This window comes from Streptomyces sp. SID14436 (genome assembly GCF_010548465.1).
GTDB lineage: Bacteria > Actinomycetota > Actinomycetes > Streptomycetales > Streptomycetaceae > Streptomyces.
On the sequence record NZ_JAAGMD010000657.1, the window covers coordinates 19256 to 32314 of the forward strand.

The 13059-nt window shown below is 71.0% G+C and carries 11 protein-coding genes; 3 read left to right on the top strand and 8 right to left on the bottom strand.

Annotated elements, in window-relative coordinates:
- Positions 1-96: 96 nt before the first annotated feature.
- The 3 genes from G3I53_RS23340 to G3I53_RS23350 form a co-directional block, all read right to left on the bottom strand.
- Positions 97-507 carry a hypothetical protein gene (locus G3I53_RS23340; RefSeq protein WP_164337473.1) on the bottom strand — a complete coding sequence of 137 codons (411 nt, stop codon included), beginning with the start codon at positions 505-507 and terminating at the stop codon, positions 97-99.
- Positions 504-1004 carry a hypothetical protein gene (locus G3I53_RS23345; protein WP_239064061.1) on the bottom strand — a complete coding sequence of 167 codons (501 nt, stop codon included), beginning with the start codon at positions 1002-1004 and terminating at the stop codon, positions 504-506. The genes G3I53_RS23340 and G3I53_RS23345 overlap by 4 nt, the downstream gene beginning before the upstream one ends.
- 136 nt (positions 1005-1140) lie before the next feature.
- On the bottom strand, positions 1141-3798 hold the full coding sequence (locus G3I53_RS23350) for a helix-turn-helix domain-containing protein (RefSeq protein WP_164337472.1): 2658 nt from the start codon (positions 3796-3798) through the stop codon (positions 1141-1143).
- Between the two features lie 143 nt (positions 3799-3941).
- Here G3I53_RS23350 and G3I53_RS23355 point away from each other — a divergent pair, with 143 nt between their 5' ends.
- On the top strand, positions 3942-5309 hold the full coding sequence (locus tag G3I53_RS23355; protein WP_164337471.1) for a PQQ-binding-like beta-propeller repeat protein: 1368 nt from the start codon (positions 3942-3944) through the stop codon (positions 5307-5309).
- Between the two features lie 282 nt (positions 5310-5591).
- Positions 5592-6341 carry a hypothetical protein gene (locus G3I53_RS23360; protein WP_164337470.1) on the top strand — a complete coding sequence of 250 codons (750 nt, stop codon included), beginning with the start codon at positions 5592-5594 and terminating at the stop codon, positions 6339-6341.
- Between the two features lie 74 nt (positions 6342-6415).
- Here G3I53_RS23360 and G3I53_RS23365 read toward each other — a convergent pair whose 3' ends face one another.
- Complete coding sequence (locus G3I53_RS23365; protein ID WP_164337469.1) at positions 6416-6853, bottom strand: pentapeptide repeat-containing protein; 438 nt, start codon at positions 6851-6853, stop codon at positions 6416-6418.
- 172 nt (positions 6854-7025) lie between these two features.
- On the opposite strand from G3I53_RS23365, the gene G3I53_RS23370 reads away from it, so the two are divergent.
- Complete coding sequence (locus tag G3I53_RS23370) at positions 7026-7925, top strand: aminoglycoside phosphotransferase family protein (protein WP_164337468.1); 900 nt, start codon at positions 7026-7028, stop codon at positions 7923-7925.
- Between the two features lie 40 nt (positions 7926-7965).
- On the opposite strand, the gene G3I53_RS23375 is transcribed toward G3I53_RS23370, so the two are convergent.
- From G3I53_RS23375 to G3I53_RS23390, 4 genes are all read right to left on the bottom strand, one after another.
- Positions 7966-9027 (bottom strand): alpha/beta hydrolase family protein, encoded by a 1062-nt coding sequence (locus G3I53_RS23375; protein ID WP_164337467.1) that lies wholly within the window; start codon positions 9025-9027, stop codon positions 7966-7968.
- Between the two features lie 63 nt (positions 9028-9090).
- Positions 9091-10740, bottom strand: coding sequence for a phosphodiester glycosidase family protein (locus G3I53_RS23380; protein WP_164337466.1), 1650 nt, complete (start codon positions 10738-10740; stop codon positions 9091-9093).
- A 129-nt stretch (positions 10741-10869) separates the two neighbouring features.
- Positions 10870-11223: a hypothetical protein gene (locus tag G3I53_RS23385; RefSeq protein ID WP_164337465.1), complete on the bottom strand. Its 354-nt coding sequence runs from the start codon at positions 11221-11223 to the stop codon at positions 10870-10872.
- Positions 11224-11473: 250 nt separating this feature from the next.
- Positions 11474-12835, bottom strand: a complete 1362-nt coding sequence (locus G3I53_RS23390) for a PASTA domain-containing protein (protein ID WP_343240675.1) — start codon at positions 12833-12835, stop codon at positions 11474-11476.
- Between the last annotated feature and the right edge of the window lie 224 nt (positions 12836-13059).

The following is a 13059-nucleotide window of genomic DNA, read 5'->3' on the forward strand; positions in this document are numbered from 1 at the left end:
CGGCTCCCGGCGGCTTCCGGCGGCTTCCGGCGGCTCTCGGCGGCTCCCCGTGAGCAGGGCCGGGTGAGCGCGGGTCGTGCGCGGCGGACGGGGGGACTACCGCAGCAGCGCGTGCGGGTTACGCACCGCATGCCACAGTCCCGCCCCCAGCGGGACGACCGTCACGGCGAAGAACACCCAGAAGAGGAACTGTGCGCCCGGCGCGAGTTCGTAGGTCGTGCCGTCCTCCCACAGGCAGTACGCCCGTGGCGGGAACGGGGTGGAGACGCCGGAGACCTCCCCGTCGCCGATGACGCCCTTCTGGTACGGCTCCCTGGGGCAGGGGGCGGTCTCCGGAAACAGGGACGGGTCGTCCGCGACCATGATGACCGCCCAGGTGACGGCACCCAAGGGCACCGCCCAGAACGTCGAGGTCCGTACCCACAGCGGCAGGTGGGGATGCACCAGCAGGCCGCGCAGTGCGACCCAGCCGACCACCAGGACGGCGAAGACGCACAGCAGCGTCATGGCGCCGCCTCTGCCTTGCGGGCGCGGAGCTCGGACGCGTGGCCCGCGCCGATCGCCAGCACGGCAGTGGTCAGGGCGAGGGACGCCGCCGTCCAGTTCATCCAGACGTAGGCGGAGTCACTGGAGTACACGGTGCCGTCGTCGCGGACGCAGTCGAAGCGGAGCGGCAGGTAGGAGGAGCGGTGGTGCGAGAGGCCCTGCTTCTCCTCCGGAGAGAATCCGTCGCGGCAGGCCGGGGCCGGGATCGAGTCCGCCCCGTCGCCGAACGCCTGCTCGGACGACAGGACGGCGAAGAAGCCCAGTGAGTAGACGGCTGCCGCGGCCCAGGCGGTGGCTGCAGCGGCGCGGCGCAGGAGGTGCCGCGCCCAGGGCTCCGGCCGGCCCGGCAGGGCCATCGCCGCGACGCCTGCCAGGGCGATGAGTGCTCCCACGCCACAGGCCAGGAAGATCCCCAAACCCATGATCACGCGCATCACGTCCCGTCGGTGCCTCGTCAAGACGACCGGGCTGGACACACGGCCACGCCGACCCTAGTGCGCGGCCGATCGGCTCGTGACGGTGGGTGGGTGGGGGCCGGGGGTGGGTGGGGGCCGGGGATGGGTGGGGGCGGCCGGGGTCAGGGCGGCGTGCCCGTCATGATGCGTCTTCCATGGGGCGGGTGTCCCGGGCGTACCGGATGTTTTCGGAGTCCTGGGTGTCCTGGGTGTCCTGGGTGTCCTGGGCGCCCTGGGTGCCCTGGGTGCCCTGGGTGTTCCTGGTGTTCCCGGCAAGGGGTTGCTGGGGTTGCTGCTGTTCGAAGGCGGTCTCCACCGCCTGACGCAGTCCGACGCCCAGGCCTTCCCGATAGGCGCGTGCGTATTCGGTTCGGCCGAGCGCCTCGTGGGCGTTGCGGATGCAGCGTTCCCGGTGAGCCGTCAGAGAGGCGAAGCCGAAGAGTCTCGGGGCGCCAGAAGGGTGCCAGGCACCGTCCACTGCTCCGAGCACCATGGCGGCCAGGCGGGCGTCTCCTTGCGAGGAGAGCACCCAGGCCAGGGTCTCGCCGAGTGCCGCCTCCCCCATGCACTCGTCGATCTCTCTGATGTGGCGGAGCGCGCGCCGCAGGAAGCGCAGGGCGGTTTCCGGTTCTCCTGCTTCGCCGTGGTCCACGGCGAGGGCCCACAGCAGATAACAGCGGTGCCACGTGTCGCCCCGTTCCTCGGACATGCGCAGCGCCTGTCCGAGCAGGTCAGCGGATTGGGGGCGGCGCCCCTGGAGGACGGCGGCGAAGCCGAGTTGGGCGACGCACTGCGGCTGGGTCAGCAACGACGAGCACCAGCGTCCGCCCGCCAGGCATGCGTCGGCGTACTTCACCGAGGTTTCCGGGTCGTCGGCGACCAGGGCGACGAGGCTGCGCAACTGCCAAAAGGCGGCGGTCAGTTCGTCCCGTTCGGGAGTCTCATGCTCGGGTTCGGAGGGGCCGGGCGCGGCGGGGATGCCGCCGAGGGACTGCTCGCCGCGGGTGATCATCTCCTGGGCGCCGGTGTGGTCCCCGTGGAGGAGCATCAGGAAGCCGGCCACCCAGACGGCCCGGCACCATGCGGCAACCGCCTCGGACGACTCGGACGAAGGGGGCCGCGGATGGCGTTCGAGCAGGGTGCGCATCCAGCCCGCTCCCTCGCCGACGTTTCCCGACGTCAGACAGTGCAGCCAGAAGCCGGGGGCTGCGCGCAGCACGGCCTCCGGAGGCTCGCCGGCCGGTGGGTCCGCGGTGACGATCTGGCGCAGGTTGACGTGTTCGGCGCGCAGTCGGCGCAGCCAGCCGGCCTCGCGGGACGAGCCGTACGCGGCGCCCGCCTGCGCGGCCAGCCCGAGGTACCAGGCGCGGTGGCGCAGCAGTGCCTGCCGGGTCCGGCCGTCTTCCGCGAGGCGTTCCTGTCCGTAGGCGCGCACCGTTTCCAGCATGTGCAGACGCGTCTGCGCGCCGCCCGCGTCGACGCGGCTCGCCAGCGACTTGTCGACCAGACCGGTCAGGGCCTCGAAGGTGTCGTCCTCGGCGGGCGGCGAGTCCTCGCCCGTCGCTGTTCGGCCACAGAGCTGCTCGGCGTCGGTGAGCAGCACTCCGCCGGAGCACAGCGACAGTTGCTGCCAGGCCCTGCGTTCGGCGTCGGTGCACAGCTCGTAGCTCCAGTCGAACAGGGCGCGCAGTGCCTGGTGGCGGGGGTGCACCGTGGGGTCCGAGGCGCCCGGGCCGAGTAACCGGAACCGGTGGTCGAGCCGCTCCAGCAGTTCGTCGGGTGTCAGTGTGCGCAGCCGTCGTGCGGCGATCTCCAGGGCGAGGGGCAGGCCGTCCAGCCGCCGGCACACGCTTGCGACGACGTGCCGGTTGGCTTCGGTGATGCGGAATCCCGGGGAGGCGGCCTCGGCGCGGTCCGCGAAGAGGGTCATGGCCGGGGAGGGCGGGGTGTCCTCAGTCACCGACAAGGCCGACGAGGACGCGTCGGGGCGCGCGTGCGCCACGGGCGGCAGGCCCAGCGGCTCGACCGGCAGGACGTGTTCGGCGCCGACGTCGAGGGGTTGCCGGCTGGTGGCGAGGATCCGCAGGCCGGGCAGACGGGTGAGGAGGGCGCGCACGGCCCGGGCGGAACCGGCCAGCAGATGCTCGCAGTTGTCGAGCAGGAGGAGGATCTCCCGCCCCTGCAGTGCCACAGCCAGTGCGCTCGACGCCTCCTGCCCGGACCCCACCTGCACGCCCATGGCGGAGGCGATCGTCCCGGTGACGGCTTGGTCGTCGTCGAGGTCGGCCAGTTCCACGCAGTGCACGCCGTCCGCGAACCGTCCGGCAACACGGTGGGCGATCCGCTTGGCCAGCCGCGTCTTGCCGACTCCTCCGGTACCGACCAGCGTGACGAGCCGGAAACGGTCCAACAGCATGCTGCCCGCGGCCATCTCGGCCTCGCGGCCGACGAAGCTGGTGGCCTCCGTGTCACCGAGGCCCTGCGGGACGCCGCCCGCGGCGCTCCCCGGCTCCGCGGGGCCCGGCACCTCTCGTCGTACGCGTTCCCAGCGGTCCTCCCATCCGCGCGGGTCCCCACCGCAGGCGCGGACGTAGGCACGGAGGACGTCCCGGGTGGGCAGCCGGCGCCCGGCAGCGGCCTGCGACAGGGTGCTGGGCGAGAAGTGGGACGCCTCGGCCATCTCGGAGTAGGTGAGACCCGCTCTCTCGCGCAGGGCGCGCAGTCCGAGCGCGAAGCGTTCCAGCGGACCTGCCTGCGGATCGAGCGGCTGCTCCCGGCGCCCTGGTCTGCCTGCCACCTCGGTGTGCCTCCAGGTTGTCCAGTTGATTCATTGATTATGGCCACCGCAGCGGAGTGGTGAACAAATCGCGTCAACCGCGATGCTCGTCGTCACCCCCCATGTGTTGCGGGGGCGGACATCGTTACGGAGATACGCAAGTGATGGACAGTGTGCCCCCGCCGTCGAGGGAAATGACCAGGCGGTCATTCGTCGCGCGGAGCGCGCTGTTGCCCTTCGTCTGGGCTTCGTTGTCCGGGTGCTCATCCGGGGACGGGAAAGACGGCAAGGGCCGTGTGGCGCATCGCTGCCCTTCCTGGCCGGTCTCTCCCCTGTCCCCCGGTACGCCGCTGTGGCCGGTTCGCTTCAAGGGCTATGGCGCGTCTCTTTCCCTGTCCGGTCGCTGGCTGGCAGGGGGAGGAAAGGACCAGAAACTCTGGCTCCGGGACGCCCGCACCGGACGCCTCGTCTGGGACCGAGCGGCGGAGCGCTCGGCCACCCCGGGCGACGGCGCCGAGCATCAGGACAACCCACAGGTGCTCGCGGTGAAGGGGCGGGTGCTGGCCGGCGGGGGTGACGGATATCTGGCGGACCAGGCGGTGGCACTCTGCGCGGCCGACGGGAAGGTGTTGTGGCGGCGCGACATTCCCGGAGGGCAGTCGATGGAGATCGCCGTGTCCGGAGATGTTGTGGGGATCATCGCCCAGCATGACGTCTTCGGCTTGTCGCTGCGCACGGGAGAGGTTCTCTGGAGGCTTGTGGTGTCGCAAGCCGCGGGGCTCGTCTCACACGGCCGGATGTTTCTCTTCACCTGCAGGGACGTGGAATCGCCGTACGGCGCCATGGGCGTGGACCGTGAGAGCGGCGACGTCGTGTGGGACGAGAGAGTGGCGGACAGCAACTACGTCGACATCAAAGTGGCCGACGGTCTTGCTCACCTGCTCGCCACGCGCGTCGTCGAGGAGGCCCAGGACGACGGCACCATCGTCTTCGCCACTGTCCCTGGGGAAGTGCGCAGCATCGATGCCGAGACGGGGAAGGTCGCCTGGAACCGAAGCATGCCGCTCTCGGGCGACTGGCTCATCGGCGGAGGTTGTGTCTTCGTTCAGACCAACGACCGGCTTTTCGCTCTTCTGCGCGATACGGGGGAAACGGCGTGGTCGATGCCTATTCCCTCCGATACGAATGTGCAGCTGGCTTTTCACGAGGGTTCTCTCTTCGCGAGCCGTTCCGGCTTCGCCGACGAAAAGGGATTCCTGATCGCCCTGGATCCAGCAACGGGCAAGGAACGGTGGCGGCTGGACGACTCGGATTTCTCCCCGGTGATTCCGGGGCCTCCTGGAATGCTTCTGGCCAACCCGGACGGAGGAACCGTCTCCGCTCTGGAGACCACGGCAGGGGATGTCATCTGGTCCTCACGTTTCAAGGGCCCCGTCCAGGCCGTCACCGATGAACTTGTCTACTGTCACGACGGTGAGGAAATCTCGGTGTACGACGTCACCAGCGGTGATCCGTATTACGGCCAGGGTTGATTCACGTCATCACGGCCAGGGTTGATACACGTTGTTCCGACCGGCAGAAAGGGTCAGTCCATGCCTCCGCGGCACGGTGCCAGTCCTCCACCACCTCCACGGCCGGGAGCAGGCACTCCACCACCTCCACGGCCGGGAGCAGGCACTCCACCGGCGCCCTCACCGGGTGCTTCTCCCCCGCCGGCGACGCCACCTCCTCCCCGTCCCGCATCGGATCCCCCCTCACAGCCTCCGCCGGATCCGTCACGCGTTGCGTCGCACGAGTCCTGGCGCACTCCCAGCATGTTCGTGGCGTGTGCGGCACTGCTCGTCAGTGTCATCGCCTTGATTCCGGCGTGGAGTTCGGCCGTCAGTGGCGAGAGCCAGGCGAAGACAGGAGAGAAGGAGGCCGAACGGAGGGGGTCGCTCGAAGTCACCGCAGTCAGCGCGCGCTTCAACGACCGGCTCAAGGGCGTGGAGAGAGCCGCTGACTCCGAAAAGGAAGTGGACGGACTCATCGGCCCCCAGGTCGACATCGCCGTCCGTAACCGGGGCAGCGGGTCGGCGATCATCACCAAGATGATCGCCAGCGTTTCCGTTTCCGAGAACCTGACCTCCTGTGCGGGTACCGGCGGAGAGCTGGACATCGCCGCACGCTACGACATCCCGATTCCCACTTCACGGAAGCCACCGTTCACCGTGACCACCACGGACGACGTGTTCTTCGACGTGAAGTCGGGAGAGAACGACCGTCTTTCCGTGGCGGTCGGCCCGGAGATGCGAGAGGCGGGCATGTCTCCGTGGGTGGGGGTCGTGACCCTGCAGTTCCACGACGCGGACGGGACCGATCTCAGCATCGGGCCTCTCGCTCTGGTCAGCCCCGGTCAGGACGAGCACTTCCACCCCGTGGGCATGACATGGAAAATCGCGCCTCAATACGCGAGCTGCATGGACGACAACGCCCGCCGGGTCCAGGACATCATGGAGATCCCCCACATCACCCCGTCGAAGGAGTTCGCCGCACTGCACCGGGCGTTGCGCCCGTTCCGGTGAGGTCGAGTCTCCGTCAGGGCGGTGTCGCCGTTACCGCCGCGGTCGCTGTCGCTGCGACATGCCGGTCTCCGGCCCTACTCGTGACCGTTGTCCACGAAGGGCCAGCCGATGACGCTGTCGGCTTCGACCCCGCGCAGGATGGCTCCGTCGAACCGTGCCCCGGTGACCTCGGTCAGTCCGAGGGGCGGCGTGCCGGTGTTCACGCTTCCCCATACGGTGCCGGTCAGATCGGTGTCGCGCAGGTCGGCGCCCCGCAGATCGCAGCCGGCCAGCCGGGCCCCGCGGAGGGAAGCCCCGCGCAGGTCCGCGCCACTGAGGTCGCAGAGCTTGAACGAGCACCCGTCCAGCGTGGCGTGCCGCAGATCGGAGCCGGTGAACGAGCAGCGCGTGAACCACAGCTGTGACGTGCGGACGGAAGCAAGGTTGCGACCGGTGAAGTCCTCACGCTCCACGGTCGCGTGGCGACGAAGCGCGGCAAGTCGTTGTCTCGTGGTCGTCGGCGACGCGGTCATGTGCACCAGGGTGCCAGTCGAACCGCCTCCCGGACACGGGATCGACGAGGAGGCGACGAGGAGGCCGACGAGGGCGACACGCGGCAAAAACCGATCGACAGGCCGCTGCCCCGCCCGGTGTGATGGTGTGTGACCGTCCGCCGTACCGAGCGGGCCGACCACAGGAGCCGCCGTGGGCACCGCGGACGTCGCGGACACGCTTCCCCTCATCGACGCGGGGCTGGTCAGGCGCCTGGTCGACGCCCAGTTCCCGCAGTGGGCCACGCTGCCGCTGGACCGGCTCGACCCGGCCGGCGCCGATCACGTGATCTACCGTCTGGGCGAGGAACTGACCGTCCGGCTGCCGCGTCACGCCGGGGCGATCGGGCAGGCGCGCAAGGAGTATCACTGGCTGCCCCGGCTCGCCCCGCACCTGCCCCTGACGGTCCCGGTGCCGGTGGCGGTGGGCGAGCCCGGCTGCGGCTATCCGTGGCCGTGGGCGGTGTCGCGGTGGCTGGACGGGGAGGTGGCCACCGTCGATACGCTGGCCGGGTCGGCGACGGCGGCCGTCGCACTGGCGCGGTTCCTGACCGCCCTGCAGCGGTTCACGCCCGTGGACCTGCACGCCGCGCCCCTCCCGGACGACCTCACCGGCCGGCCGTTGTCCGAGCGGGACGACGCGACGCGGGCGGCGATCGACCGGCTCGACGGGATCTTCGACGGCTCGGCGATGACCGCGCTGTGGGACGCGGCACTCGACGCCCCAGGCTGGGACCGCCCCCCGGTCTGGTTCCACGGCGACTTCCACACCGGCAATCTGCTGACCCGCGAGGGGCGCCTCAGTGCCGTCATCGACTTCGGCGGCCTCGGTGTCGGTGACCCGGCCTGCGACCTGATGATCGCCTTCACTCTGCTGACGCCCGGCACCCGGGCCGTGTTCCGCGACGAGTTGGGCGTCGACGACGCGACCTGGCTGCGGGGCCGCGGCTGGGCCCTCGCCACCGGCCTGAACGCCTACTCCTCCTACGCCGCCGTCAATCCGGTCATCGCCGCCCAGACCACGCGGCAGATCACCGCGGCCCTCGCCGGCTGAGCGCGCACGCGGAGAGGGCGGCCGATCCCGGACCGTCGTCTCAGTCGCGCAGGCCGAGGGCGCCGAGCAGCATCGGGAGCGAGGCGTGCAGTTCCCGTTCCCAGTAGGGCCAGGCGTGGGTGCCCGGGCCGTAGAAGTGGGTCGTCAGGTGCTTGGCGCCCACCCGCCTCAACTCGGCTGCCAGCGCGTGGTTCTGCCGTTCGAAGTCGGCCTCGAGGGCGCTCGTGCTGCCCGGCACGTCCAGGGGTCCGGCGGTGCCGTCGCCGCACGACAGGTACACGGGCAGGGACTTCAGGCGCTCGGCGAGGTGGAAGGGGTCGTGGGCCTGCCAGACGGGGCGTTGGGCGACCCGGTCGCCCCAGACACGGAGCGGGTCGTTGCCCTGGCCGGCGAAGAAGCCCAGGATGCGGTCGGTCGACTCGTCGTCGAGCAGCGGGTGGGCTGAACCGGAGTAGGCGGCGGCCGCCTTGAACATCCCGGGGTGCCTGGCTGCGTAGAGCAGGGCGCCCTGGCCACCCATCGACAGGCCGGCGACGACGCGGTTCCGGCTCGCGCCCCAGTCGTGTTCCAGGAGGTGCCGGAGCTCCACGGTGTGGAAGGTCTCCCAGGCGGGGTCGCCTCCCCGCCCGTGGTTCCACCAGTCGCTGTACCAGCCGTTCCAGCCCGCCTCCGGCATGACGACGAGGACGTCTCGGAGGCTGTCGGTCTCCGCGACGTCGGTCATGGCGGTCCACGAGGTGTAGTCGCCGCAACAGCCGTGGAGGAGCCACAGGGTGGGCCAGTGCCGGCGCCGGTCGTGCGGGTTCCAGCCGTCGGGGGTGAGCAGGCGGACCTCGACCGTCCGGCCGCCCAGGGCCGTTGAGCGCACCGACAGGTCCACCTGCCGGTCCGCGACGCGCGTGACGGCCACGACTTCGGCGCCCCGCGGGTCCGGGGTGCGGGAGGTGTCGGCCGCCGCCCTTCCGCGATCCGGGTCTGCGGACGGAGCCGACGGCCCGGCGAGAGCGGGGGAGGTCGGTGCCAGGGTGAGGAGGAGGGCGGCCAGGATCAGCAGGACGCGGGGTCGGCGTCGGGGCGGCGGGACGGTGGTGGCCGTGGGCACGGCAGCTCCCTCGAGGGTCGGTTTCGACAGGGAGCCCGCGTGTGCCCGTGGACCCCCCTCCGGTCAGCGCCTGCCGGGCAGGATCAACAAGGCGTCACCCACGGGACGTTCACCGGCGGCGTCGGACGGGTCGTTGAGGACGTCACCGTCGACCACCAGGGTGGTGGAGCCGCCGCCGTCGAGGTTGACCGCGTCGCGGAGCCCGAGCGCCCGGGCGACGGCGGCGCTCTCCGGGATGCTGAGCCCCAGGGATTCGGTGCTGCGGCCGTCGGCGGTGACGAGTACGGTGCGGCCCGCCGCGTCCACTCCGGCCAGCGTGCGGGGATTCCGCTTGTGCACCCAGCCGTAGTAGAAGCTCGGATCGTCCGGGCGCACCATGCCGTCCGTGGCGGGGGTGACGTGGAGCCGTCCGTCGCGGACCAGTTCGGGTCCGCCGTTCAGGATGTCGGTCCCGGGTGAGGGTTGGACGCGGCGGCCGTGACGGTCAGTCAGAAATACTCTGACGCGCAGACGTTCGCCGACGTGCGCCACCCGTGCCAGTTCTTCGGCGCGCAGGCCGATCGCCTGGACCGAACTGCCGCCGGCGGGCAGGGGACCTCCGCGCGGGGAGCGCACCTCGACGACCCGGTCGTGGGCGTCCAGGACGGCTTCGCTGCCTTCGCCCCGCGGTGTGCTCCGCCCGTACTCGGGGGTGAAGGCGACGACTTCGTCGGCGCTGGTGCAGGTCACGTCGTGCAGGGGTGCGGAGGTCGGCTGGTCGCCGGGGCTGCCTCCGCAGTTCCTGATCAGGCCGGGCACGCGGTTGATGCCGTTCAGGGTGAGTGCCGCTCCCCGGACTCCGGTCACCTGTCCCCGCCAGCTGAGGCGCGTGATCTCCGTCCGGCGGCCGTCGTCCCGGACGACCACTCCGGGGCGACCCTGCACGGGTTCGCTCAGCAGCCGTCCCCCGTACACGCCGACGCCCGCCGGATCTCCGGGGGCTCCCGCTCGCGGGTCGAGGACGAAGAAGCCCGCGTTGACGGCCGCCACGGCGCCGGCCGCATCGGCCAGCGCGCTGGTGGTCTCGCGGTTCTCCAGGTCCGGGCCGTAGGACGCCCGCAGGCTGCCCCGGAAACGGCGCGGGTCGATGGTGAGTACGTCGATGTGCCACGGTCCGCGGTCCGTGGCCGCGCCGTCCCAGCCGGTGTGGACGGCGGACCCGGCGTGTCCGGCCGCCACCAGACGGGCTCGCTCCGCCGCCGCCTCGGCCTGCGTGGCGAACGATCCGACACGGACCCGCCAACCGAGCGTCCCACCGGCGTAGTCGGCGACCTTCGCCGTGGTCACCTTCTCGACCCGGGCCCGGAACCCGTCCGCGTCCAGCTCGGCGGCCGTTTCCTCGGCGCTCGCCCGGTCCTTCAGCGCCGTGGGCGGCGCGTCGGGATCGGGGGACATGTCACCACCGGGGATGGACACCTCGACGGTCCAGCGCGGGGCATCGTCCTCACCGCCGCGCACGATCCGGGTGAGGGTGACGCCGGGCTGCAGGGTGCGGGTGGTCCGGGTCTCCTTCAGGCCCGGCGGGCCGAGGGGCAGGCCCCGCGCGGAGTCCGCCGCTGCCTGCGCCTGCCGCCCGGGCTGCGGCTCAGGGGGCTCCGCCGCCTGGGCGGGTGCCACACCGAACGTCACGAGGACGCCGAGTACAGCGCCCGCACCGCACACTCTCTTCCGCACTCTGCACCGCCCGTGTGGAGGGGATGGACGTGAAGGTGTGACAGGAGTTCCTCGGAACGCCCTTCCCGTTGTGGGACGCGACCATGCATGCCCGCTAACGTGCGATCCCCCGTGCGGTGCTCTCCCTTCCTACTTGGCCAGGCGGACCTTCTCGTGATCGAGGAGCGCGGTGTGGGTCGCCGCCGTGATGATCAGCAAGGTCAGCAGGAAGCCGGGCACCGAGTTCCCGTCGTCGTCGGTCGGGCTGACCACCAGGCCGAGGGAGAACACGGTGATCTCCGCGATGACGTATGCGGCCGCCAGCCAGACCTTCACCACCCCCTTCACGGAAGCGACGACGAACGGCACCGCCAGGGCCAGGCCGAGGGTGACGATCGGGACGAGCGTCCAGACCACTTTGGCGAAGGTGGACGCGAACATCCGTGGCCGGGGCGGCACGAGCGGCGCGTGGAGGTACGGGTTCGGGGCGGGGTTCGGTGCCATCGCTCCTCAAGCGGTTCATGTGACCAAGGGACGTTGTGGTCGTCATGAAGGCCACCGGGCTCCATGACACCCGCCGGTCAGGAGAGTTGCCAGGGCGCATCGGGGTGAGAGGGGTTACGTGGTGCGCGGCGGGCGCCGTCGGCCCGACCGGTCCGCTGCTATGCCGGTGCGGAACGGCTGGGGCGTGCCTGCGAGACCGGGAGGTGTCCCGCAGGCACGCCCCCGGAGGTCACCGCGAGCCGCCCGGATGTCACCCGGAGTTGTATCCCCAGCGGGCGTTTCCGTCCTTGCCCATGAAGCACTTGGCGGGCCGCCCGTCGGTGGTCGTCGCGATGGGACCCACGGGAGAGCAGAACTGCCCGAACTGCACGCCGGGTCGGCTCCCGGTGCCACCACCCGTGGTGCCGGAGGAACCCCCGCCGGTGGAGCTGCCGCCGGATGAACCGCCGCTGCTGCCGCCGCCGCCCGTGCCACTCCCGCCGGACGAGCCCCCAGTGCTGCCGCCCGTCGAACCACCGCCCGAGCCGGTGCCGTACGACGGCTTGGGCTTCGGTTTCGGCTTGGGTTTGGGCTCGGGCTTCGGATCGGGGCTGGGCTGGGCACAGCTCTTGCTGGGGCTGATCAGCCACAGATCGGCCTGGGTCCCGGTCGAGATCTCGGTGTCGGGTTCCGGATGCTGCCGGCACACCCGCCAGTCCGCCACGTCCTGCAGCCCGTCGGTCAGACGCTTGCCGGTGTGGGCGTGGAAGAGGACCACGCGCCGGAGGCCGAGGTCGTCGAGCGTGCTGGAGGCATCGTCGGCCTGCTCGCCCACCAGGTCGGGCATGATGACCCGGCGAGAGCCGTGCAGCCGGGTCGGGCACTCCTCCTGCTCGGGAACCGCGTACAGGGTCAGCGTCCTGCTCGAGGGAAGCACCTTCTCCTCGCCGGACGGGCTCTGGAAGCAGACCTGCCAGCCCCTCGTCGTGGTGGTGACGGACCGCCGGTCGGAGGAGGCGTCGGCTGCCGACACCGTCTGCCACGGATGCCGGCCCGCAGATACCGCGGCTTCGGCGAGAGGGGACCCCGAGAAGTCGGGAACGACCAGGGGGGCGGGCGCGGGTGAGGGCTTCTGAGCCACCGCCGCTTTCTCACTCTCGGTGGAGCCCGGTCCCAGGACGGCGAAGAAGAGTCCGAACACGGCCGCAGCCATGAGGACCGGGTGCCGGCCCATCCAGGTGGCGAGCCGTATTCTGCGGCCGGGACGCAAGGGGGAGTCCGGGGGCACCATCTCGCCCATGGCCATGAGAAGCTCGCCCTTCGGGTCCAGCTTCGATCCGCACAGCTTGTACGGGTGCCCGAGGACGAGGACGTCGACGGAATCGGACACGCCGTAGGTGGCGCGGAGGATCTGGAGGGGCGCGGGGACGCGGATCGCCACGGGCTTGACGACGCCCCGCAGCAGGATGAGGCCGTTCTCCGCGAGCACCACCCTCCCCCAGCCGTTGTGGTACACGGCCAGGACGGCTTCCCGGGGTCCGAGTTCCCTCAGCAGGGCCTTCGCCTGTTCCTCGGACAGAGGGTTGCCTTCACCGGCGCCGGCTTCGGCGGTGCGCGGGTCCCCGGCCAGCACATCGGACAACGCTTCTCCAGCTCTTTCCAGGAGTCCTTCGGACGTGTCGAGCTGTGAGCCCCGGTGGCCGGCGCGTCCCCCTCTCACATTTCACACTTCCGGCTTCACGAGGAGAGGAGACGTCCGGACCGCCGGACACAGTGCATGGGGGCACTGTGCGACAGGTACCGACATGTGGAGATGTTAACGGCGACCAACCCGGACCCGAAGGGCGGTAACAATCA

Excerpts from the sequence above, each read along its gene's own strand:
- G3I53_RS23340 (WP_164337473.1), bottom strand. The coding sequence starts at position 507 with ATGACGCTGCTGTGCGTCTTCGCCGTCCTGGTGGTCGGCTGGGTCGCA.
- G3I53_RS23355 (WP_164337471.1), top strand. The coding sequence starts at position 3,942 with ATGGACAGTGTGCCCCCGCCGTCGAGGGAAATGACCAGGCGGTCATTC.
- G3I53_RS23360 (WP_164337470.1), top strand. The coding sequence starts at position 5,592 with ATGTTCGTGGCGTGTGCGGCACTGCTCGTCAGTGTCATCGCCTTGATT.
- G3I53_RS23365 (WP_164337469.1), bottom strand. The coding sequence starts at position 6,853 with ATGACCGCGTCGCCGACGACCACGAGACAACGACTTGCCGCGCTTCGT.
- G3I53_RS23385 (WP_164337465.1), bottom strand. The coding sequence starts at position 11,223 with ATGGCACCGAACCCCGCCCCGAACCCGTACCTCCACGCGCCGCTCGTG.